We start from the raw sequence: 21155 nt of genomic DNA, 5'->3' as shown, positions 1-21155 counted from the left end.
CTGGAGATTTCCTTATTCCAAGATCTATTGATAATTGAATGTTCCATTTATATTTTCCACTAATTATTGACATGGTATAGCCAAAACCACTTTTTCTAGGTGAAATACCTATTTTTCTACCGATTCATAAGCCAATTGACTGTTAAAAAGTTCTTATCAATATTTTTCTACACTATTAATTATTTTCAGCCCACTCATGCATGATAAACATCAGGAATAGAAAGAACAAAAGATAGAACGGATAAACTGAAATATTGGTGACATCACTTAGGATTCCAAAAAGCTTTGGCATAAAGGCGGAACCGATATAGGCAGAAGCCATCTGAATGCCGATTAAACTCTGACTATTTTCCCTTCCAAAACGCTCTGGAGTAGAATGGATAATGCTCGGATAAATCGGTGCACAACCAAGGCCGATAGTAGCAAGCCCTATTAAGGCAATTGTATAATGAAAACTGAAGGTAAGGAGAATCAGACCTATGAAAATTACAATGAACCCTAAGCGAATCATATTTTTATCTTCAAGTCTTTCTGCAATAAAACCAGAAATTGCTCTGCCACCAGTGATTCCTATGTAAAATATTGAAGCGAAGGATGTTGCCGTTTCTGCCGGAATATCTTTGACCACATTCAACCAACTAGCTGCCCAAAGTCCGGTCGTCTGTTCAAGAGCGCAGTATCCAAAAAAACAAAGCAAAATTTGAGGGGCACCTTGAAGTTTTAATGCTTGGGAGATTGAAAGAATATCCCTATTATATTCTAACTTCATCCCTTGTTCTTTTGCAGTCCATAAAGGTAAAGAAATAAATATAATAGTTGTTAGTATAACCTGTATGATTCCAATGATTCTGTAACCGACAGGCCAGTCGTAACCACTTGACAAAATCATTCCCATGATATAAGGACCGATAGAAGCCCCCATCCCCCACATACAATGTAGCCAAGATAGATGCTTAGGAGAAAAATGCAATGCTACATAGTTATTCAGTGCGCTATCAACTGCTCCTGCACCAAGACCATAGGGGATAGCCCATAGGCACAGCTGCCAATATTCTTGACAAAAAGAAAAACCGAATAAGGATAAAGCAGTTAGCCCTACCGAAACTGCTGTCACTCTAGCTGTAGAAAATTTATGAATTACTCTATCTGCATTTAAAGAAGAAATTATTGTACAAACAGAAATAATCAGAAAGATGGAGCCTGCCCCGGTAATAGTTGAATTTAAGCTACGATACATATTTGGCCAAGCGCTTCCTAAAATAGCATCAGGTAAGCCTAAACTAATAAAGGCCAGATAGATAACCGCTAACAACAACGAAATCATTTAGTTCTCCTTGTTAGATTGCTCTTCTTTTGATTTCTAGAATCTTGTTTTTTCCAATTGATTGAACTCCGTTCAGTATGAATGGGTCTATCTCAGTCAATCTTTCAAGGATTGGGTGGAATTCTTTAGGAAGACAGGTGTCAGAAATTTTTATATTTTCTTGTAAAGATGGACAATAATATGCAATAGCATCCGGAGCAATGACTGATGTTAATGCTGTTATCTGATTTAACAAAAGAAATGTGAAGTCATTTGAACGTGATTGGCGATCTGCAGGTTTATATCCATTCATGAGATAGCCGACTTCCCCTGCAAAACCATTTCTTCCACGATGCAATCTTTTATTGATGATAATACCAGAACCGGCAAAATCTGTATCTGGCTGATAGAGAAGGGCCAATGTTCTAAATTCTGGGTGAATACTACAATAACCAAGAGAAGCAACATTAACATCATTCTCTAAAACAATGGGTATCGTTGTAAGGGATGAAAGTGACGTTAGAAGATTTTTTTGATTGATCTGTTCAAAATCAGAATAGATAATTTCTCCTTGTTCTCCAATAATACCAGGAAAACTAAGTACTAATACCTGAATCAGTGGATCACTGGTAATTAGTTTTTTTACTACATTGCGAATTTCATCTAATGTCCCTGTGGGACTTACTAAAATTTGTTCATAAACTGAATGGCCTCCCAGATTAAATGAGTTTGCACGTATTCTGTATTGAGAAAAGATGTGACTAAGAATAATAGTTCCAATATGGATATGATCTTCTCTTAATTGATACAATTTTGACTTTCTGCCACCAGTTGAACAGGCATTCCCTACAAATTCAATTTCTTCACTATTCTCTAATATTTGTAAGATATTGGTAGTTCCCGCCAGAGAAATTCCTGTTTGACTGGACAACTGATTCTTGGTCCATGTTCCTCCTTGATAAAAACAGGATCGTACTTTGTGAATATTTTCTTGCTTTAAATCAATTATTTTTGCCAATTCTCTACCTTTCGACACGTTTTGTCAAAAGTATTGTAGCATATTATATTTTTGTTTGCAATAAGATATTTTTAAAAATCTTAGTTTCGCTTTCCTAATTTTAGGAGTGGTCCTCTCTTGTAGGAAAGGATAATGCTGTTTTTGATTTATGGTATCAATGTGCTTATGAAATTTTTTCATTCTTAGTTTTGGGATGAGTGGTCCAGATTTTTACGAGCATTTTATTATGATGGCAACTGGATGTAGTCTGCACTTGTATTATTTAGGACAAGTGGTATAATTAGTTATACAAATCATACTTAAAGGAGGTGGTGGTTGTGAAAGCACCAAAAGGTAAATATGCTTGGACAGCTACAGTTGGAGAAAAAGGTCAGATAGTAATACCAAAACAGGCGCGCGATGTTTTTAATATCAAACCGGGCGATACGATTCTGCTTCTTGGTGATGAAAAGCGTGGAATTGCCATACCGCCGAAGGGAGCCTTTGCTCACTTGATGGAAATTGCTTTTGAAGAGAAAGAGGATGAATGATATGGGATGTGTTCTGGAGATAAATAATCTGACAAAAAAATATTCGTCTTTTGAACTAAAATCGATTAGCTTTCAGATTAAGGCTGGTGAAGTTATGGGATTTATTGGCAGGAATGGAGCGGGTAAGACTACAGCACTTAAATCCATTCTCAATCTTGTTCACCCTGATGCAGGGAATGTCCGTATTCTTGGAATGGATTATCTGGATAATGAAGATGAAATCAAACAACGAATTGGTTATGCAGTGGGAGGAACCAATTATTATAAAAGAAAAAAATTAAAAGATATTGTCGCCATTACTCGTATTTTTTATGATAACTGGGATGATGAATCCTATCGTCATTATCTTGACGCATTTAAACTTGATGAAAATAAGAAAATTATGGAACTATCTGAGGGGATGAAAGTAAAATTTTATCTTACTTTAGCTCTTTCTCATCGTGCTAAGCTTTTGATTTTAGATGAGCCGACTAGTGGACTTGACCCAGTATCTAGAGATGAGATGAATGAAATTTTCCGAAAACTCGCTGAAAAAGGTGTGGCAATCTTGTTTTCTACTCATATTACTAGTGATTTGGAGAAATGTGCAGATACGATTACTTACATCAAAAATGGAGAATTGCTTTTATCGACCAATAAAGAAGACTTTATTCGCCATTTCACAGGGGAAATAGGTGGTGCGCCAACACTGGAAGACATTATGGTGCATATCGAAAGAGAAGAGGTGAATTTGTGATGAGAAAACTTCTCTATAAAGAAATGAGATTGTCAGCAAATCCTTTGAGTTATTGGTTTATAACTTTTTCAGCTATGACGATGATTCCAAGGTATCCTATTCTTGTAGGTTCCTTTTTTATTTGTCTAGGTATATTTTATACCTACCAGCAGGTTCGGGAATGCGATGATATTACCTACACGGTCATGTTGCCGGTCAGGAAACAGGATGTGGTGACAGCTAAGTATCTATTTGTACTGCTCATCGAATTAGTGGCATTTGTCTTATGCGCATTGCTAACGATTATTAGGATGAAAATATTGGGGGATGCTGCTCCTTATGTTACCAATCAGTTGATGAATGCAAATGCGGCTTATCTTGGATATATAATGCTTGTATTTGCAACTTTTAACAGTGTTTTTCTCGCAGGCTTTTTTAAAACAGCTTATAAGATTGGGAAGCCTTTTATCCTATTCTGCGCAGTCGCAACTGTCATAATATTCATGGGAGAGATATTACACCATATTCCTGGATTAGAAAGCCTAAATGATCCTGCAAATTTAAGCATACCACAGGTTGTGATATTGCTGATTGGTATTGTTATGTTCAAGTTATGTACCTGGTTTTCTTATCAAAAAGCAGTCAAGGATTTCGAAAAACTTGATTTATGATCGTTAGGGGAATTATGAATTAGATAATCTGTGAAATGTCTGAGTGTTAATCATTTTCGGTTGGCACATGGATTACTTATTTTTACTTTTTTGACAAATCATATTCTAGCAGTAGAATATATAAAGAAAAATAAATATCAGAGGAGGAAGTTGCCCATGGTTTTTGACTTTAAGAAAGAATTTAAGGAGTTTTATCCAACTAAGACGAATCCGATGATTGTTAAGATTCCCAAAATGAATTTTTTAGCAGTTCGAGGTAAAGGAAATCCTAATGAAGAAGGTGGCGAGTATAAGCAAGCCATTAACTTACTTTACCCACTTGCCTATACTATCAAAATGAGTAAAAATACAGATTACCGAATGAATGGCTACTTTGATTTTGTTGTGCCACCATTAGAAGGTTTTTGGTGGCAGGAAGGTATTAAAGGTGTTGATTATGAACGTAAAAGCGATTTTCAATTTATCTCTCTCCTTCGTCTGCCGGATTTCGTAAGTAAAGAAAATTTTGACTGGGCTATCCATCAAGCGAAAACTAAGAAAAAAATGGATTTTTCCAACGTGGAATACTTTACTTATGACGAAGGTCTATGTGTTCAATGTTTGCATGTCGGCTCTTATAATGATGAGCCTATAACAGTTGAACGAATGCATGCTTATATGGAAAATGAAGGCTATCAACTGGATATTACAGATGAACGTATGCACCATGAAATCTATATCAGCGATTTTCGTAAAACAGAGCCTGCCAAACTGAAAACTATTCTCAGACATCCGATTAAAAAGAGATAGGGAGAATAAAAATGGTTATCAAGACATCCTTAACAGAGGAGTTAATCCTCGGTATATTGGCAGAGCAACCGCATCATGGCTATCAGATTGAAAAACTTATTGTTGATAGAGGCATGAGAAAATGGACAGACGTAGGTTTTTCTTCAATTTATTATGTACTTGAAAAATTGGAGAAGAAAGGTCTGGCAAAGAGTGTACCGGCAAAGGGAAAAGATAAAAAAGAGTACAGCATTACAAAGCTGGGGTTAACAATTTTAATTGAAAAAACACGTCAGCGATTAGTAGAACGACAGCCAGCGAACTCACATTTTATGACTGCATTGGCAAATAGTCAGAATATGTCCTCTAAAGAATTATTGCAGGCTCTTATGGAACGAAAATATATTTTGGAAAAGGATTTGCAAGTCTTGAAGAATCAACAAGCAGGAGGACATTGTCTGCCAAGGTCTGCCAAACAGTTATTCAGTTTGGGTTTAACCATGCTCCAAGCAGAGCTAAATTGGTTAGAGTCTGAAATTCAAACTTTACAATTACAGTGAAATCCAAAAAAATTTTTAGAGGAGATGGTATATGAAGTTAGATATAAAACCGTTCATAGGATAACATTGTGAATCTACCGCAACAGGAACTCTCTTGAATCAGCTTGGTGTTGAATTAAGTGAGCCGATGTTATTTGGTTTGGGAGAAGGTCTGGAATTTACTCTTTGGAATATGAACTCCATGAATATGCCGTTTATAGGCGAGAGAATTAAACCTGATTTAGAGATATTTTAATAATTGATAATTATAGATTAAAATTTGGAGAGAACGTGAGATTACAATGTGTAAAGAATGTTATGTTGATCAAAGTAGAGTGACGCCACTTTTAAACCCCTTGGAATGCTTAAAAAATCATACACAATATATTTGCGGAACTTGTGGTCGGTGCATTTGTATCGAGTACGATCCAAATCGTGGATTGCAACGGTGGAATTTTCCGTTTAAGTCATTAGAAATTGCAAAGCTATATTTAAGAACTGCCGATTACACAGAAAAAAAGCCATGTGGTATTTATGAATTAAAAAGTGAGAATGGTAGAATTTCTTATAAAATTTTTGCTAGCAATGAAGATCTGAAGTTATATCTAAAAAAGAATAAAGGAAAAACTTGTGAAAAAATGGCGTCTGTTTTTTCAGTTGAAGAATATCAGGAATTTCCCAACACACAGGTAAGAAGATTGACCTCTGGTGAAATACAAAAATATATGTCAGAAAGATAAAAAAGATTATGGAAGTGATTCGGTGGAAAACCTTAGTTATCTATATACATGGTAAGGGTGGAAATATAGAGGAGACAAATCATTATCAATCTATTTTTAGAGAAAGTGATGTTATCGGTTTTGACTATAAATCACAAACTCCTTGGGAAGCGGAGATAGAATTTCCAATACTATATGATAGGTGTGCTAAATCGTATGATTCTGTTATTTTAATTGCAAATAGCATCGGTGCTTACTTTGCAATGCTATCTTTGACTGAAAAGAATATTTCTCAGGCCTTATTTATTTCCCCTATTGTAGATATGGAGAAACTGATAATGGATATGATGAAGTGGTTAAATATTTACAGAAGATGAGTTAAAAAGTAAGAAAGAGGTTGAAACAGAATTTGGTGAAACATTGTCTTGGGAGTATTTATCTTATGTGAAAAATCATCCCATTAGGTGGAATGTTCCCACTTCTATTTTATATGGTGAAAAAGATAATTTAACTTTTCAAAAAACCATAACGAAGTTTGCAGAGCAAATTGGAGCAACTCTTACAATCATGGAGAATGGGGAGCATTGGTTTCATACAGACGAGCAATTAAAATTTTTAGACACATGGGTTAAAAAATCAACTTAATAAATTCGTATTAGTTTTTGATAACAAGAGGTAAAAATTATGAAAACAATCTATAAAGAAGATATCGTACAGGGGTTAACAGAACTTGGGCTGAAACAAGGAGATGTTGTCATTGTCCATACATCCTTAAAAAGTATTGGATATGTATGTGGAGGAGCACAGACTGTGATAGAAGCTCTAATTGAAGTCGTTACTTCTGAAGGTACCATTGTGATGCCGACACAGTCATGGAAAAATCTAGATCCGAAAACAGGTGTGCACTGGAATGCAGAGGAGTCAGACTGGGATAAAATTAGAGAGAATTGGCCAGCATATGATAAACAGATAACGCCAACAAATACGATGGGAGCTGTTGCAGAAATGTTCCGTCAATGGCCGGGGAGCATCAGAACAGATCATCCAGCAAGATCAATTTGTGCATGGGGAAAACATGCTGAATATATTACAGCGGAACATACTCTTTCAAATATATTTGGTGAGGGTTCACCTATCGCAAAACTCTATGAACTTGACGCAAAAGTACTGTTGTTAGGGGTTGGATATGATAAAAACACTTCCATACACTTAGCGGATGTCCGTGCAGAGTATCCTGGGAAACATGACTGTGTTGAGCATAGTGCCATACTTGAAGATGGTGTTCGGATATGGAAAGCGTATAACACCTTATTTGTTGACGGAGAAGATTTTGAGGATATAGGAAGCGCCTTTGAGGGAAATGGCCTTGCAAAGATAGGAAAAATAGGCAATGCCGATTCTAGATTGATGCAACAACGTGAACTAGTAGATTTTGCTGTCTCTTGGATTGAAAAACATCGTAGATGAACTGAATTTTAACTATTGTAAAGAAATCAATAGACACTAGATAAACTTTAGTAGAAATAGGTTGATAATTCCCATTTTATCAGATAAACTTAGGATTCATAAAAGGAAATAACGAATGAAATCATATCAAGATATAAATAAAGAAACTATTGATAGATGGGGTGAAGAAGGTTGGGAATGGAGTAAGCCGATTTCACATGATGAGTATATTAGTGCAAAAAACGGAGATTGGAATGTTTTTCTTACTCCGACGGTTCCTGTTCCACATGAGTGGCTTGGAGACTTAAAAGGAAAGAAAATCTTAGGTTTAGCATCGGGTGGTGGGCAGCAAATGCCTATATTTAAAGCATTGGGTGCAGACTGCACTGTGCTTGGTAATTCGCCAAAGCAAATAGAAAGTGAATTTTTAATTGCTGAAAGAGAAGGCTATACTATTAAAGCGATTGAAGGAGATATGACAAAAGCTTTGCCTTTTGAGGATGAAACCTTTGATATAGTCTTTCATCCGGTTTCAAACTGTTATGTTGAAGATGTGGAGCCCATTTTTAATGAGGCGTATAGGGTTCTGAAAAAGGGTGGAATTTTTCTGGCAGGATTAAACAATGAAATAAATTACATTGTAGGTAATGAAGAAAAAGAAATTATTTGGAAAATGCTGTTTAATCCATTAAAAGATAAAGCAGCCAAAGATTTTATGATAAAAGAAAATTCTGGCATGCAATTCTCTCACAATATGACAGAGCAAATAGGCGGACAGTTAAAGGCGGGGTTCACTCTACTTGACATATATGAAGATACAAATGGTTTTGGTAGACTGCATGAACTGAATATTGAAACATATATTGCAACAAAATCAGTTAAATGATAGAGTAGTATAGTAGGATTGAGCAAAAATGAGTTAAAATTGACCAGTACACACAAGAAAGTATCTCTACTTATGAAAATATAAAAATGTGAACGAAAAATAGATGTTCACATTTCTTTTTTTATTCTGCAGCTTGCTGCCAACGTTTGGCTAGCATGCGGGATAAGCTTGAAATCGCTAGGTTAAAGCTGAAATAGATCAAGGCAATCAGGATGTAAAGACTAAAGACCTGCTCTGGTTCGAAATAACGGCCCATGAGAATTTGGCTAGCGCCAAAGAGTTCTTGCAGGGCGATAACAGAGTAGAGAAGGCTGGTATCCTTAATCACAGTTACAAACTGAGAAATGATAGCTGGCAGCATTTTACGGATCGCTTGTGGGAGAATGATATGGTAGAGGATTTGCGCAGAGGTGAATCCTTGCGACATTCCTGCTTCGTACTGACCCTTGTCCACGGCATTGAGGCCGCCTCGGATAATCTCAGCCAGGGCTGCTGAGGTAAAGAGGGTAAAGGCAGTAATACCAGCTGGTGTGGACTTCATCTTAAACACCAAAAAGATGGTGAAAATCCAGAGGAGGTTGGGAACATTACGCACAAATTCGATATAAATGCTGGAGATGATCCGTAAGACAGTATTTTTCCCATTTCTCATGACGGCTAGTACTGTTCCGATAAGGGTCGAGAGGACAATAGCAATCAGAGAAATATAGAGGGTCAAGCCAAATCCTTTAAAGATAAAGGCTAGGTTATCTGGGGTTAAAACTTCTAAAATAGATTCCATAGTAACCTCCTAAAGTGAATAGGCTTTTTTGTTGGCTTGCTCCATCTTGCGACCAAACTGGGCGACAGGGAAGCAAAGGGCAAAGTAGAGAAGAGCAGCGCCTAGAAAGGCTGGGATGTAGTTTCCGTTGAGAGCTGACCAAGACTTGGTCACAAACATCAAGTCTACTCCAGAGATGATAGCTACGGTAGAGGTATTCTTGATGAGGTTAACGATTTGGTTGGTCAAAGGAGGAAGGATGATACGGAAGGCCTGAGGCAAGATAATCAAGCGCATGGCACTGATATAGGTAAAACCTTGTGACAAGGCGGCCTCCATCTGACCGCTAGGAATAGACTGAATCCCTGAACGAATAACCTCAGCGATATAAGCGCCGTGATAGAGTCCCACGCAGAGAACAGCAGTCCAATAAATCGGAATCATGATGGTGTGTTCACTGATAAGAGGCAAACCATAAAAGACGATGACAAACTGCACCAAGAGGGGAGTGTTTTGATAAAATTCGACAAAGATACGAGCCAAAACGCGCAAGAATGGGCGTTTACTAGTTGACATGGCCCCAAAGAAGATGCCCAAAACCATGGCGAGGATAAAGGAACCAATCGCTAGGGCAAGTGTGAAGAGGAAACCATTGAAAAATTGTCCAAAATCCTGAAAATAGGCTGTCCAAGATGATAAATCTGTCATGGGGTGTCCTCCTTAATCTGCTGTGTGGCTAGATGGTTTGAGCTTGTAACGGTCATAAAGTTTCTGCAAACTACCATCCTTGCTCCATTTGGTGACCAAGTTATCGAGATAATCGTTGAACTCGGTGTTTGATTTTTTCGTAACAATACCGTAGTCAGATGGCTTAAAACTATCATCTAGTAGTTCTGTCCGTTTACTAATGTAGCCAGACAGGATAGAGCGGTCTACGGAAAAGGCATCAATACGATGAGCGTGAAGAGAAGTAATCAATTCTGGGTAGGAACCAAGTTCGACGAATTTAAAGGTTAGACCTTTCTTTTTACCCAGTTCAGTAATCAAGCGCTGGGTGATGGAACCTTGGGCAACCCCAATCGTTTTGCCGTTTAGGTCCTCAATACTTTTGATGTTGGCGGATTTATTGACCAAAAAACCAGAAGCATCCGTATAGTAGGGACTGGTGAAGTTGTAGAGTTTTTTACGCTCGTCTGTGATGGTGAAGGTCGCGATATCCAAATCGACCTGTTCATTGTCAAGAAGTGGTCCACGAGTTTGCGCTGTAACAGGCACATAGCGAACCTTGACTTTAAGCTCATCGGCTACCATCTTGGCCAAGTCCGTTTCGATACCAGAATAAGTCCCTGTCTTGGGGTCCTTGTAACCAAAATTAGGAACGTCTTGTTTGACACCGACAACCAGTTCGCCTCTTTTTTGAATGTCTGCGACGCTAGTATCAGCTTGAACTGGTTTTGCAGTAGCAAGACCGAAAAGGCTAATCAATAATGCTGATAAAAAGAATTTCTTTTTCATAGGCGCCTCCTTATTTGACTTTGTCACTTTCGTGGTTGATAATTTTGCTGAGGAATTGTTTGGCACGAGGTTCGGTTGGATTGTCGAAAAAGTCATCGACATCTGTCGTATCCACCAAAACTTCTCCGTCAGCCATAAAGATGATGCGGTCAGCAACTTCACGGGCAAAGCCCATTTCGTGGGTAACGATGATCATATTCATCCCGTCGTGTGCCAGTTTCTGCATAACTGCTAGAACATCTCCGATAGTCTCAGGATCAAGAGCAGATGTTGGCTCATCAAAGAGGAGGAGCTCAGGATGCATAGCGAGACCACGCGCGATGGCGATCCGCTGTTTTTGTCCACCAGATAGCATGGCGGGATAGGAATCTTTCTTGTCCCACATATTTACAAATTCCAGATATTTTTGGGCTGTTTTTTCAGCTTCTTTTTTATCAATTCCTAGAACTTTAACGGGTGCGAGTGTTACGTTTTCTAACACTGATTTGTGTGGATAAAGGTTAAAATGTTGGAAAACCATGCCGACTTCCTTACGAAGAGGCACCAAATCTTTCTGGCTGGCACCAGCAACTTGGTGACCATTTACTAGGAGACTTCCTTTGTCAACAGCCTCCAAACCATTGATGGTACGGATAAGAGTGGACTTCCCAGAACCAGAAGGTCCAAGCAGGACAACAACTTGTCCTTTTTCAAAACGGAGATTGATGTCGCGGAGTGCGTGGTAGTCTCCGTAATATTTTTCGACGTTTTTAAATTCTACTAAAGCCATGAGAGATCTCCTTTGTGTTAGGTTTTATAACACGATTCTACAACAAAAGAATGTTCTTGTCAAATCATATCTGAAAAAAATTCACTAAAATTTTATAAAAAAGCAATCTGAATAGAGAAAATGCCTAAATCATGTTATAATGAAACGATAGAATTCTTAGAAAGAGTGGATGTCTTTTTGATAACACCTACTTATGAATGGCAGTTTGCCCCGCAGGTTGAAGATGCGGATTTTACAAAGATAGCCAAGAAGGCTGGACTGGGTCCCGAGGTGGCTCGGTTATTATTTGAAAGAGGGATTCAGAATGAAGAAAGTCTAAAGAAGTTTTTAGAACCTTCTTTAGAGGACTTACATGACCCCTATCTGCTTCATGATATGGACAAGGCAGTGGAACGGATTCGTCAGGCCATTGAAGAAGGGGAAAACATTCTCATCTATGGAGACTACGATGCGGATGGTATGACTTCAGCGTCGATTGTTAAGGAAAGTTTGGAACAACTTGGTGCCGAGTGCCGTGTTTATTTGCCAAATCGTTTTACCGATGGCTATGGACCAAATGCCAGTGTCTATAAATACTTTATCGAGCAAGAGGGGATTTCCCTGATTGTGACAGTGGATAATGGAGTTGCTGGCCATGAAGCCATTGAATTGGCCCAGTCTATGGGAGTAGATGTCATTGTGACCGACCACCATTCCATGCCTGAAACCTTGCCAGATGCTTATGCGATTGTTCATCCCGAGCATCCAGATGCAGACTATCCTTTCAAACAGTTGGCTGGTTGCGGAGTGGCCTTCAAGCTGGCTTGCGCTCTTTTAGAAGAAGTACAAGTGGAGTTGCTTGATTTGGTCGCCATCGGAACTATTGCCGATATGGTGAGCCTGACGGATGAAAACCGTATCATGGTCCAATATGGTCTGGAGATGTTGGGACATACCCAGCGCATTGGACTACAAGAAATGCTGGACATGGCTGGGATTACTGCTAATGAAGTGACAGAAGAAACGGTTGGTTTTCAGCTTGCACCGCGTTTAAATGCTTTGGGGCGTTTGGATGATCCTAATCCTGCCATTGATTTGCTGACTGGGTTTGACGACGAGGAAGCGCATGAGATTGCCCTCATGATTCATCAGAAAAACGAAGAGCGCAAGGAAATCGTTCAGTCAATCTATGAAGAAGCTAAGACCATGGTTGATCCTGAGAAGAAGGTCCAGGTTTTGGCCAAGGAAGGCTGGAATCCTGGCGTTCTGGGTATCGTTGCTGGTCGTTTGTTGGAAGAATTGGGACAGACAGTCATCGTTCTGAATATAGAAGACGGTCGTGCCAAGGGAAGTGCTCGTAGTGTGGAAGCGGTCGATATTTTTGAAGCCCTAGATCCCCATCGAGACCTCTTCATAGCCTTTGGCGGTCATGCTGGTGCAGCAGGAATGACGCTGGAAGTGGAGAAACTTTCAGATTTATCTCAGATTTTGGAAGACTATGTCCGTGAAAAAGGCGCAGATGCTGCTGGCAAGAACAAGTTAAACCTAGATGAAGAGCTGGATTTGGAGACTTTGAGTCTTGAAACAGTCAAGAGTTTTGAACGCTTGGCACCTTTTGGAATGGACAATCAGAAACCTGTCTTTTATATCAAGGATTTTCATGTTGAAAGTGCTAGAACCATGGGAGCAGGTAATGCCCACCTCAAACTAAAAATTTCCAAGGGCGAGGCGAGTTTTGAAGTGGTGGCCTTCGGACAAGGTAGATGGGCGACAGAGTTTGCTCAAACAAAAAATCTTGAATTGGCAGTCACCTTGTCTGTCAATCAATGGAATGGCCAAACTGCCCTCCAGTTGATGATGGTGGATGCGCGTGTGGAAGGTGTTCAACTCTTTAACATTCGTGGGAAGAACGCATCTTTGCCAGAAGGGGTTCCAGTCTTGGATTTCTCTGGAGAATTGCCAGATCTAGCGACCAGTGAAGCTGTGGTTGTAAAAACCATTCCTGAAGATATCACCCTGTTGAAGACCATTTTTCAAGAACAGGATTTCTCAGCTGTCTATTTCAAAAATGATATTGACAAGGCCTACTATCTGACAGGTTATGGGACTAGAGAGCAGTTTGCAAAATTGTACAAGACCATTTACCAGTTCCCAGAATTTGACATACGCTACAAACTTAAGGACTTAGCAGCCTATCTCAATATCCAACAAATTTTATTAGTCAAGATGATTCAAGTATTTGAGGAACTGGGCTTTGTAACTATCAAAGATGGTGTCATGACTGTCAATAAAGAAGCGCCGAAAAGGGAAATCGCTGACAGTCAGATATACCAAAATCTCAAACAAACTGTAAAAAATCAAGAAATCATGGCGCTGGGTACCGTGCAAGAAATATATGACTTTTTGATGGAAGAAAACTAAAGAATAGGAAAGAGTTGGGCAACCAGCTCTTTTTTGAAAACAAATCTTCATTTTGAAAATCATCAAAAAAATGGTATAATGGTAGGAAAAGATTCGGCTGAAAGTTTTAGAACTTTTAGAATAAGAGGGTAAACCTACCCTATAATCAAGATAAATTAAGTTTCGGAGGGAAAATGAGTAATATCAGTTTAACAACACTAGGTGGTGTACGAGAAAACGGGAAAAATATGTACATTGCTGAGATTGGCAATTCAATTTTTGTTTTGGATGCGGGGCTTAAATACCCTGAAAATGAACAGCTTGGGGTTGACGTCGTCATTCCAAATATGGAATACCTTTTTGAAAATAGTGATCGTATCGCTGGGGTCTTCTTGACCCACGGACATGCAGATGCCATTGGAGCTCTGCCTTACCTTTTGGCAGAGGCTAAGGTGCCTGTGTTTGGCTCTGAGTTGACCATCGAGTTGGCAAAACTATTTGTCAAAGGAAATGATGCTGCTAAGAAATTCAATGACTTCCATGTGATTGATGAGAATACGGAGATTGACTTTGGAGGAACTGAGGTTTCCTTCTTCCGTACAACTCACTCTATCCCAGAAAGTTTGGGAGTCGTCTTGAAAACTCCAAAGGGCAGCATTGTTTATACAGGTGACTTCAAGTTTGACCAGACGGCTAGTAAATCCTATGCGACGGATTTTGGCCGTCTGGCTGAGATTGGTCGTGAGGGAGTCCTAGCTCTTCTCAGTGACTCGGCGAATGCGGACAGCAATATCCAGGTAGCGAGCGAGAGTGAAGTTGGAGAGGAAATTACCCAGACCATTGCGGACTGGGAAGGTCGTATCATCGTTGCGGCTGTTGCCAGCAACCTCTCTCGTATCCAGCAGGTCTTTGATGCTGCGGCGGACACAGGTCGTCGAGTTGTTCTGACTGGTTTTGATGTTGAAAATATCGTCCGAACAGCGATTCGACTCAAAAAGTTGTCTCTAGCTAATGAAAGTCTTTTGATTAAACCAAAAGAAATGTCTCGTTTTGAAGACCATGAGTTGATTATCCTTGAGACTGGTCGTATGGGTGAGCCTATCAATGGACTTCGTAAGATGTCCATCGGTCGCCATCGCTATGTGGAAATCAAAGATGGGGATTTGGTCTATATCGTAACGACTCCATCTATTGCCAAAGAAGCTGTCATGGCGCGTGTTGAAAACATGATCTACCAAGCTGGTGGTGTGGTGAAACTCATTACCCAAAGCTTGCGAGTGTCCGGACACGGGAATGCGCGTGATTTACAGTTGATGATCAATCTCTTGCAACCAAAATACCTCTTCCCTATCCAAGGGGAGTATCGTGAGTTGGATGCGCATGCCAAGGCTGCCATGGCAGTTGGGATGTTGCCAGAGCGCATTTTCATCCCTAAAAAGGGAACGACCATGTCTTATGAACATGGAGACTTTGTTCCAGCTGGAGCAGTTTCTGCAGGCGATGTCTTGATTGACGGAAATGCCATCGGGGATGTTGGGAATGTCGTCCTTCGTGACCGTAAGGTCTTGTCAGAGGATGGAATCTTTATCGTGGCGATCACTGTCAACCGTCGTGAGAAGAAGATTGTGGCTAAGGCTCGCGTCCATACGCGTGGATTTGTTTATCTCAAGAAGAGCCGCGATATTCTCCGTGAAAGTTCAGAATTGATTAACCAAACGGTAGAAGAGTATCTTCAAGGTGATGACTTTGATTGGGCAGATCTCAAAGGCAAGGTTCGTGACAATCTGACCAAGTATCTCTTTGATCAAACCAAGCGTCGTCCAGCAATCTTGCCAGTCGTGATGGAAGCAAAATAATAAGCAGAATACCTACAGAAAAAGTCGAAATTCGGCTTTTTCTTATAGAATAGTAAAAGGAGAAAACCATGGCAGTTATGAATATTGAGTATTACTCAGAAGTTTTGGATATGGAGTGGGGCGTTACCGTACTCTATCCGGATGCCAGTCGGGTGACTGAACCAGATTGTACAGATATTCCTGTCCTTTATCTTTTGCACGGAATGTCAGGAAACCAAAATAGCTGGCTCAAGCGTACCAATGTCGAACGCTTGTTGCGAGGCACCAATCTAATTGTTATCATGCCCAATACTAGCAATGGCTGGTACACCGATACCCAGTATGGTTTCAACTACTTTACTGCTCTAGCAGAAGAGTTGCCTCAGGTTATGAAACGTTTCTTCCCCAATATGACCAGCAAGCGAGAAAAGACCTTCATAGCAGGTCTGTCCATGGGTGGCTATGGTTCCTTCAAACTCGCTCTAGCGACAAATCGTTTTTCTCATGCGGCTAGTTTTTCTGGTGCGCTCAGTTTTCAAGAATTCTCTCCTGAAAGTCAGGAACTGGGTTCACTTGCCTACTGGCGAGGAGTTTTTGGAGAGATTAAAGACTGGACAGCTAGTCCTCATTCGCTTGAAAACATGGCCGCAAAATCCGATAAAAAGACCAAACTATGGGCTTGGTGTGGGGAGCAAGACTATCTCTACTCTGCCAATAATCTCGCAGTGAAAAACCTCAAAAAACTAGGCTTTGAGGTGACCTATAGTCATAGTCCAGGTAAGCACGAGTGGTACTACTGGGAAAAACAATTGGAGCGTTTTTTAGCTACTCTACCAATTAACTTTGTTTTGGAAGAGCGCCTATCTTAGTTTTAGGTTTCTTTCAGTTTTTTTGAGTAAAATAGAGAATCTATCTTGATTGTGGGAGACCATCGATTTTAAGATAGGTTCTTATTTTTATGAAAGGTGGAGTGTCATGTTCTGGATTATTCGATTATTCTTCCGATTTCTTTTGGGAATTTGGCGTTTCTTCTGGCGTCTGGTTTGGACTGTGGTTATTTTACTACTCATTGCTTTTGGAGTGGTTTGGTATCTGACAGGTGATTTTCATTCTGCGATCAATCAGGTTGAAAAAATGAACAAGATTGGTCAAGGTGGCTGGAATCAATGGAAGGAGACGGGAACGCTGGAAGTCTTGTCTCAGACAGACAGTCACCAACATGCAGAAGGCAAGTGGGCTCAGGCCTCAGCTCGCATCTATATTGAACCTCAAATGGATGAGACCTTCCAAGCTGCCTATGCAGAAGCTATAAAAAACTGGAATCAAACGGGAGCCTTTACCTTTGAGGTGGTTGCGGATCCTAGCCAGGCAGATATTGTGGCAAGTGAGATGAATGATGGATCGACCGCTGTGGCTGGCCAATCTGAGAGTCAAACCAATCTGTTGACCAATCAATTTATATCTGTAACGGTTCGCCTGAATCACTATTATCTATCCAATCCAAACTATGGATATTCTTATGAACGGATCGTGCACACGGCGGAGCACGAGCTGGGACATGCCATCGGATTGGATCACACCAACGAGACTTCTGTCATGCAGCCGGCAGGTTCCTACTATGGGATTCAGCCTCAGGATGTGAAAGCTGTTCAAGAACTCTATACCAGTAGCGACTAGATGAAGTCGGTGCAATCTGAAAAGAAATCAAAGCTCCTCCAACAAGTGATTGGTGGGGCTTTTTGTTCGTCCTGTCACGGCCTTTTTGCTATAATGGAACTATGAATAACTTGATCAAATCAAAACTAGAGCTCTTGCCGACCAGCCCTGGTTGTTACATTCACAAAGATAAAAACGGTACCATTATCTATGTTGGAAAGGCTAAAAATCTGCGCAACCGTGTGCGCTCCTATTTCCGTGGGAGTCACGATACCAAGACGGAGGCACTGGTGTCTGAAATTGTAGATTTTGAATTTATCGTCACTGAGTCCAATATTGAGGCACTTCTCCTAGAAATCAATCTTATCAAGGAAAATAAGCCCAAGTACAATATCATGCTCAAGGATGATAAGTCCTATCCCTTCATCAAAATCACCAATGAGCGCTATCCTCGTTTGATTATCACCCGTCAGGTCAAGAAGGACGGAGGACTCTACTTTGGCCCCTATCCAGATGTGGGGGCAGCCAATGAAATCAAGCGACTTCTAGATAGGATTTTCCCTTTTCGAAAATGTACCAACCCGCCCTCTAAGGTCTGTTTTTACTACCATATCGGCCAGTGTGTGGCCCATACCATCTGTAAAAAAGATGAGGCCTATTTCAAGTCCATGGCTCAGGAGGTTTCTGATTTCCTAAAAGGGCAGGATGACAAAATTATCGATGACCTTAAGGGTAAGATGGCAAAGGCAGCTCAAAGTATGGAGTTTGAACGTGCGGCGGAATACCGTGACCTGATTCAGGCCATTGGAACACTTCGGACCAAGCAACGGGTTATGGCAAAGGATCTCCAAAATCGGGATGTCTTTGGTTACTATGTGGATAAGGGCTGGATGTGTGTTCAGGTTTTCTTTGTCCGTCAGGGCAAGCTCATCGAGCGCGATGTCAACCTCTTCCCTTACTACAATGATCCGGATGAGGATTTTTTGACCTACGTGGGACAATTTTATCAAGAAAAATCTCATCTGGTTCCCAATGAGGTACTGATTCCGCAGGATATCGATGAAGAAGCAGTCAAGGCTTTGGTGGATACCAAGATTCTCAAACCTCAGCGTGGTGAGAAAAAACAACTGGTCAATTTAGCTATAAAGAATGCCCGTGTTAGTCTGGAGCAGAAGTTCAATCTGCTAGAAAAATCTGTCGAAAAGACCCAAGGAGCTATTGAAAATCTGGGACGCTTGCTTCAAATTCCGACTCCGGTTCGTATCGAGTCCTTTGATAACTCTAATATCATGGGAACCAGCCCTGTTTCAGCTATGGTGGTCTTTGTCAATGGGAAACCGAGTAAAAAAGACTACCGTAAGTACAAGATAAAAACAGTTGTGGGTCCAGACGATTATGCTAGTATGAGAGAAGTCATTCGCAGACGCTATGGCCGAGTTCAACGTGATGGTTTAACCCCTCCAGATTTGATTGTCATTGATGGGGGACAAGGTCAAGTCAATATTGCCAAGCAGGTCATTCAAGAAGAGCTAGGTTTGGATATTCCTATTGCAGGTCTGCAAAAGAATGACAAGCACCAAACCCACGAGCTGCTCTTTGGAGATCCGCTGGAAGTAGTGGAGTTATCTCGCAATTCTCAGGAATTTTTCCTCCTCCAACGCATCCAAGATGAGGTGCACCGCTTTGCCATCACCTTCCACCGTCAACTACGCTCCAAAAACTCCTTTTCATCACAACTGGATGGGATTGAAGGATTGGGGCCTAAACGCAAGCAGAATCTCATGAAGCATTTCAAGTCTCTCGCTAAAATCAAGGAAGCCAGTGTGGATGAGATTGTCGAAGTTGGGGTGCCAAGAGCAGTCGCAGAAGCTGTGCAAACCAAGTTGAACCCGCAGGAAGAAGTGGAATTGGCTCAAGTGGCGGAAGATAGTGTAGATTACCAAACAGAAGGAGAGTATCATGAACCATAAAATCGCGATTTTATCAGATATTCATGGCAATGCGACGGCACTAGAAGTGGTGATTACAGAATCTTCGGCGGATTTAGATGATTAATATATAAACAAAAGGCCGTAAAAACGGTCTTTTGTGGTATAATGGGAAAGAAGTGAACCAGAATGGAGTGTCAATTATGATACCTTTAGAAAAATCAAATCCGTCTGAAGTTGAGAAAATTTGCTTGGAATTATATAAAAAAATGAGTTTTCAAGGTTATCCTGAATTTAAAAATGATTTAAATAGTTGGGTAGCCAGTAATGTACCAGAGCTAGCAAGTGAAAGGGATGCTTTTCTAAAGATAATGATAGGTGAGTATTCATTTTTAGAGAATCTTAAAGAATTGTTGGATAATTTCGTAGATGAAGAACCTAGATTAGCAGAGTATCTAAAAAAATCTTATGGAAAGATAGATTCGAGATTAAGGAAGAAATTAATTGATTTAAAGAACGTTTCGGTATGCCCGTATTGTAATCGTAATTATATAAACTCAACATATAAAATACTTCATTGTAATAATTGTAATCAAGACTTATTTGTAATTGATGAGGTTGAAAAAGAATGTCCGGGTTGCAAGCAAGAAATTAGTGGTCAGACTAAAGTAGTAAACACTGCTCAACTAGACCACTTTTTTCCAAAAGACAGCTATCCACTATTTGCGGTTTCATTTTATAATTTAATTCCTAGTTGTTATAGTTGTAATCATGTGAAATCAAATAAGGATTTAGAATATAGTCCCTATGATACTAGTTTTCCATTCGATGATGTAAAGTTTACATACATTCCAAAGTCTGTCGATGAGATTAAAATCAAAATTGTTTCTTGTGATATTAACTTTGAAAATGGAATTCGTGATTTGGGTATAGAGGAGCTATATCAAAGCCACATTGATGTGGTCAATGAATTGATTTGGAAAAAAGAAGTATATACAGATAGTTATAGAGAGGGTTTGTCAGAAATCTTAAATCAAACAAACCTTGAATTGAGCAAGGCTGAGGTGAATCGCTTTATAACAGGGCACTACACAGACAAAGAAAATTATGGGAAAAGACCACTTTCAAAAATGGTTACAGATATTAGCAAAGAAATTGGACTAGTAGGAGAAGAAGAATGAAATTAATTGCTTTGGTGATTAAACAGTATGATGAACTTTTTAAAAATCAAATTTTTAATTTTTCAGACGAATATAAAGTAAATTTTGATTTTGAAACGAATGAATTAAGAATTGATAAAAATCCAGATTATATTGAAAATTTTTATGGAAGATCAGTTAATAATATTAGTTTAATATCAGGGATAAATGGTAGAGGGAAGTCTAGTATATTAAATATGCTTGTACATTATGATGTATTTCAAAATAAGGAAGCTTTTATTGAAGATAAAATATATTGTTTAGTTTTAAAAAGTGAAACAGAATTATATTTTGAGTACGTTTATAATTTCTTTGATAGTAGTAAATATAGTCTTTATTTTGATGGTGAGCTGATGACTGGATTTTCTACTTTTATGGAGGGAAAAAACAAAGGGAGTATTAAGAGTTTTATATATAATTTAGAAAGTAGAGATAGTAGAAAAAATCCAAACATTTCAAGTATTATACTTGGCTTCTTACAAAGTCGTTTTAAAGAAAAACTTAAGAGGTACAGTGTAT

General features: G+C 39.5%; 22 protein-coding genes and 3 pseudogenes. 19 read left to right on the top strand and 6 right to left on the bottom strand.

From position 1 onward, the window contains the following. Window positions 1-175: 175 nt before the first annotated feature. Window positions 176-1324 carry an MFS transporter gene (locus D8805_RS06480; protein ID WP_125416304.1) on the bottom strand — a complete coding sequence of 383 codons (1149 nt, stop codon included), beginning with the start codon at window positions 1322-1324 and terminating at the stop codon, window positions 176-178. Window positions 1325-1337: 13 nt separating this feature from the next. Further along, window positions 1338-2321, bottom strand: a complete 984-nt coding sequence (locus D8805_RS06475) for an ROK family protein (protein WP_125416302.1) — start codon at window positions 2319-2321, stop codon at window positions 1338-1340. A gap of 317 nt (window positions 2322-2638) precedes the next feature. Between D8805_RS06475 and D8805_RS06470 the strand changes: the two genes are divergently transcribed. The 11 genes and pseudogenes from D8805_RS06470 (at window position 2639) to D8805_RS06425 (ending at window position 8595) form a co-directional block, all read left to right on the top strand. Continuing rightward, window positions 2639-2851: an AbrB/MazE/SpoVT family DNA-binding domain-containing protein gene (locus tag D8805_RS06470; RefSeq protein WP_000646903.1), complete on the top strand. Its 213-nt coding sequence runs from the start codon at window positions 2639-2641 to the stop codon at window positions 2849-2851. A 1-nt stretch (window position 2852) separates the two neighbouring features. Further along, complete coding sequence (locus tag D8805_RS06465; RefSeq protein ID WP_221762866.1) at window positions 2853-3587, top strand: ABC transporter ATP-binding protein; 735 nt, start codon at window positions 2853-2855, stop codon at window positions 3585-3587. Beyond that, the gene (locus tag D8805_RS06460) at window positions 3587-4237 is read left to right on the top strand and encodes an ABC-2 transporter permease (RefSeq protein WP_125416298.1); all 651 of its coding nucleotides are present in this window, start codon (window positions 3587-3589) and stop codon (window positions 4235-4237) included. Before D8805_RS06465 ends, D8805_RS06460 begins: the two co-directional genes overlap by 1 nt. A gap of 156 nt (window positions 4238-4393) precedes the next feature. Next, entirely contained in the window at window positions 4394-5026 is a 633-nt protein-coding gene (locus D8805_RS06455; RefSeq protein WP_125416296.1) for a GyrI-like domain-containing protein, read from the top strand. 11 nt (window positions 5027-5037) lie between these two features. Next, window positions 5038-5565 carry a PadR family transcriptional regulator gene (locus D8805_RS06450; RefSeq protein WP_125416294.1) on the top strand — a complete coding sequence of 176 codons (528 nt, stop codon included), beginning with the start codon at window positions 5038-5040 and terminating at the stop codon, window positions 5563-5565. 31 nt (window positions 5566-5596) lie between these two features. Then, a pseudogene (locus D8805_RS06445) lies at window positions 5597-5785 on the top strand (BtrH N-terminal domain-containing protein); the annotation flags it as partial. A 61-nt stretch (window positions 5786-5846) separates the two neighbouring features. Continuing rightward, window positions 5847-6284, top strand: a complete 438-nt coding sequence (locus tag D8805_RS06440; RefSeq protein ID WP_125416292.1) for a hypothetical protein — start codon at window positions 5847-5849, stop codon at window positions 6282-6284. Window positions 6285-6292: 8 nt separating this feature from the next. Further along, entirely contained in the window at window positions 6293-6640 is a 348-nt protein-coding gene (locus D8805_RS10270; RefSeq protein ID WP_260469913.1) for a hypothetical protein, read from the top strand. A 67-nt stretch (window positions 6641-6707) separates the two neighbouring features. After that, on the top strand, window positions 6708-6908 hold the full coding sequence (locus tag D8805_RS10265; RefSeq protein WP_260469912.1) for an alpha/beta fold hydrolase: 201 nt from the start codon (window positions 6708-6710) through the stop codon (window positions 6906-6908). 39 nt (window positions 6909-6947) lie between these two features. Beyond that, window positions 6948-7730, top strand: coding sequence for an AAC(3) family N-acetyltransferase (locus D8805_RS06430; RefSeq protein WP_125416290.1), 783 nt, complete (start codon window positions 6948-6950; stop codon window positions 7728-7730). Window positions 7731-7845: 115 nt separating this feature from the next. Next, on the top strand, window positions 7846-8595 hold the full coding sequence (locus tag D8805_RS06425; protein WP_125416288.1) for a class I SAM-dependent methyltransferase: 750 nt from the start codon (window positions 7846-7848) through the stop codon (window positions 8593-8595). Window positions 8596-8716: 121 nt separating this feature from the next. Here the strand turns inward: D8805_RS06425 and D8805_RS06420 are convergent, their stop codons facing one another. Genes D8805_RS06420 through D8805_RS06405 form a run of 4 tightly spaced genes read right to left on the bottom strand, consistent with a single transcriptional unit; the run spans window position 8717 to window position 11639 of the window. Next, complete coding sequence (locus D8805_RS06420) at window positions 8717-9376, bottom strand: amino acid ABC transporter permease (protein WP_125416286.1); 660 nt, start codon at window positions 9374-9376, stop codon at window positions 8717-8719. 9 nt (window positions 9377-9385) lie between these two features. Beyond that, the gene (locus D8805_RS06415) at window positions 9386-10063 is read right to left on the bottom strand and encodes an amino acid ABC transporter permease (RefSeq protein ID WP_000131126.1); all 678 of its coding nucleotides are present in this window, start codon (window positions 10061-10063) and stop codon (window positions 9386-9388) included. A gap of 12 nt (window positions 10064-10075) precedes the next feature. Continuing rightward, window positions 10076-10870: a transporter substrate-binding domain-containing protein gene (locus D8805_RS06410; RefSeq protein ID WP_125416284.1), complete on the bottom strand. Its 795-nt coding sequence runs from the start codon at window positions 10868-10870 to the stop codon at window positions 10076-10078. A 10-nt stretch (window positions 10871-10880) separates the two neighbouring features. Continuing rightward, window positions 10881-11639, bottom strand: a complete 759-nt coding sequence (locus D8805_RS06405) for an amino acid ABC transporter ATP-binding protein (protein ID WP_125416282.1) — start codon at window positions 11637-11639, stop codon at window positions 10881-10883. Window positions 11640-11816: 177 nt separating this feature from the next. Between D8805_RS06405 and recJ the strand changes: the two genes are divergently transcribed. The 8 genes and pseudogenes from recJ to D8805_RS06370 form a co-directional block, all read left to right on the top strand. Next, a complete protein-coding gene (gene recJ / locus D8805_RS06400; RefSeq protein WP_185774582.1) occupies window positions 11817-14039 on the top strand; it encodes a single-stranded-DNA-specific exonuclease RecJ in 2223 nt (740 codons plus the stop codon). Window positions 14040-14212: 173 nt separating this feature from the next. Next, on the top strand, window positions 14213-15874 hold the full coding sequence (locus D8805_RS06395; RefSeq protein ID WP_125416280.1) for a ribonuclease J: 1662 nt from the start codon (window positions 14213-14215) through the stop codon (window positions 15872-15874). Window positions 15875-15942: 68 nt separating this feature from the next. Further along, entirely contained in the window at window positions 15943-16722 is a 780-nt protein-coding gene (locus D8805_RS06390) for an alpha/beta hydrolase (RefSeq protein ID WP_125416278.1), read from the top strand. Between the two features lie 106 nt (window positions 16723-16828). Next, window positions 16829-17530, top strand: coding sequence for a M57 family metalloprotease (locus D8805_RS06385; RefSeq protein WP_125416276.1), 702 nt, complete (start codon window positions 16829-16831; stop codon window positions 17528-17530). 101 nt (window positions 17531-17631) lie between these two features. Next, complete coding sequence (gene uvrC, locus D8805_RS06380; RefSeq protein WP_125416274.1) at window positions 17632-19479, top strand: excinuclease ABC subunit UvrC; 1848 nt, start codon at window positions 17632-17634, stop codon at window positions 19477-19479. Continuing rightward, window positions 19469-19543, top strand: a pseudogene (locus D8805_RS10260) (metallophosphoesterase family protein); the annotation flags it as partial. The gene uvrC and the pseudogene D8805_RS10260, both read left to right, overlap by 11 nt. A 97-nt stretch (window positions 19544-19640) precedes the next feature. Further along, window positions 19641-20618, top strand: coding sequence for a hypothetical protein (locus tag D8805_RS06375; RefSeq protein WP_125416272.1), 978 nt, complete (start codon window positions 19641-19643; stop codon window positions 20616-20618). Further along, window positions 20615-21155, top strand: a pseudogene (locus D8805_RS06370) (ATP-binding protein); the annotation flags it as partial. The gene D8805_RS06375 and the pseudogene D8805_RS06370, both read left to right, overlap by 4 nt.

This window comes from Streptococcus oralis subsp. dentisani (assembly GCF_003944205.1).
Taxonomy (GTDB): Bacteria; Bacillota; Bacilli; order Lactobacillales; family Streptococcaceae; genus Streptococcus; species Streptococcus oralis_BH.
This window is presented reverse-complemented; position numbering and strand designations above follow the sequence as displayed.

What these genes read in the sequence shown, in the direction of transcription:
- D8805_RS06480 (WP_125416304.1), bottom strand. Translation starts at nt 1,324, where the DNA reads ATGATTTCGTTGTTGTTAGCGGTTATCTATCTGGCCTTTATTAGTTTA.
- D8805_RS06465 (WP_221762866.1), top strand. Translation starts at nt 2,853, where the DNA reads ATGGGATGTGTTCTGGAGATAAATAATCTGACAAAAAAATATTCGTCT.
- D8805_RS06460 (WP_125416298.1), top strand. Translation starts at nt 3,587, where the DNA reads ATGAGAAAACTTCTCTATAAAGAAATGAGATTGTCAGCAAATCCTTTG.
- D8805_RS06455 (WP_125416296.1), top strand. Translation starts at nt 4,394, where the DNA reads ATGGTTTTTGACTTTAAGAAAGAATTTAAGGAGTTTTATCCAACTAAG.
- D8805_RS06450 (WP_125416294.1), top strand. Translation starts at nt 5,038, where the DNA reads ATGGTTATCAAGACATCCTTAACAGAGGAGTTAATCCTCGGTATATTG.
- D8805_RS06440 (WP_125416292.1), top strand. Translation starts at nt 5,847, where the DNA reads ATGTGTAAAGAATGTTATGTTGATCAAAGTAGAGTGACGCCACTTTTA.
- D8805_RS10270 (WP_260469913.1), top strand. Translation starts at nt 6,293, where the DNA reads ATGGAAGTGATTCGGTGGAAAACCTTAGTTATCTATATACATGGTAAG.
- D8805_RS06430 (WP_125416290.1), top strand. Translation starts at nt 6,948, where the DNA reads ATGAAAACAATCTATAAAGAAGATATCGTACAGGGGTTAACAGAACTT.
- D8805_RS06425 (WP_125416288.1), top strand. Translation starts at nt 7,846, where the DNA reads ATGAAATCATATCAAGATATAAATAAAGAAACTATTGATAGATGGGGT.
- D8805_RS06420 (WP_125416286.1), bottom strand. Translation starts at nt 9,376, where the DNA reads ATGGAATCTATTTTAGAAGTTTTAACCCCAGATAACCTAGCCTTTATC.
- D8805_RS06415 (WP_000131126.1), bottom strand. Translation starts at nt 10,063, where the DNA reads ATGACAGATTTATCATCTTGGACAGCCTATTTTCAGGATTTTGGACAA.
- D8805_RS06410 (WP_125416284.1), bottom strand. Translation starts at nt 10,870, where the DNA reads ATGAAAAAGAAATTCTTTTTATCAGCATTATTGATTAGCCTTTTCGGT.
- D8805_RS06405 (WP_125416282.1), bottom strand. Translation starts at nt 11,639, where the DNA reads ATGGCTTTAGTAGAATTTAAAAACGTCGAAAAATATTACGGAGACTAC.
- D8805_RS06395 (WP_125416280.1), top strand. Translation starts at nt 14,213, where the DNA reads ATGAGTAATATCAGTTTAACAACACTAGGTGGTGTACGAGAAAACGGG.
- D8805_RS06390 (WP_125416278.1), top strand. Translation starts at nt 15,943, where the DNA reads ATGGCAGTTATGAATATTGAGTATTACTCAGAAGTTTTGGATATGGAG.
- D8805_RS06385 (WP_125416276.1), top strand. Translation starts at nt 16,829, where the DNA reads ATGTTCTGGATTATTCGATTATTCTTCCGATTTCTTTTGGGAATTTGG.
- uvrC (WP_125416274.1), top strand. Translation starts at nt 17,632, where the DNA reads ATGAATAACTTGATCAAATCAAAACTAGAGCTCTTGCCGACCAGCCCT.
- D8805_RS06375 (WP_125416272.1), top strand. Translation starts at nt 19,641, where the DNA reads ATGATACCTTTAGAAAAATCAAATCCGTCTGAAGTTGAGAAAATTTGC.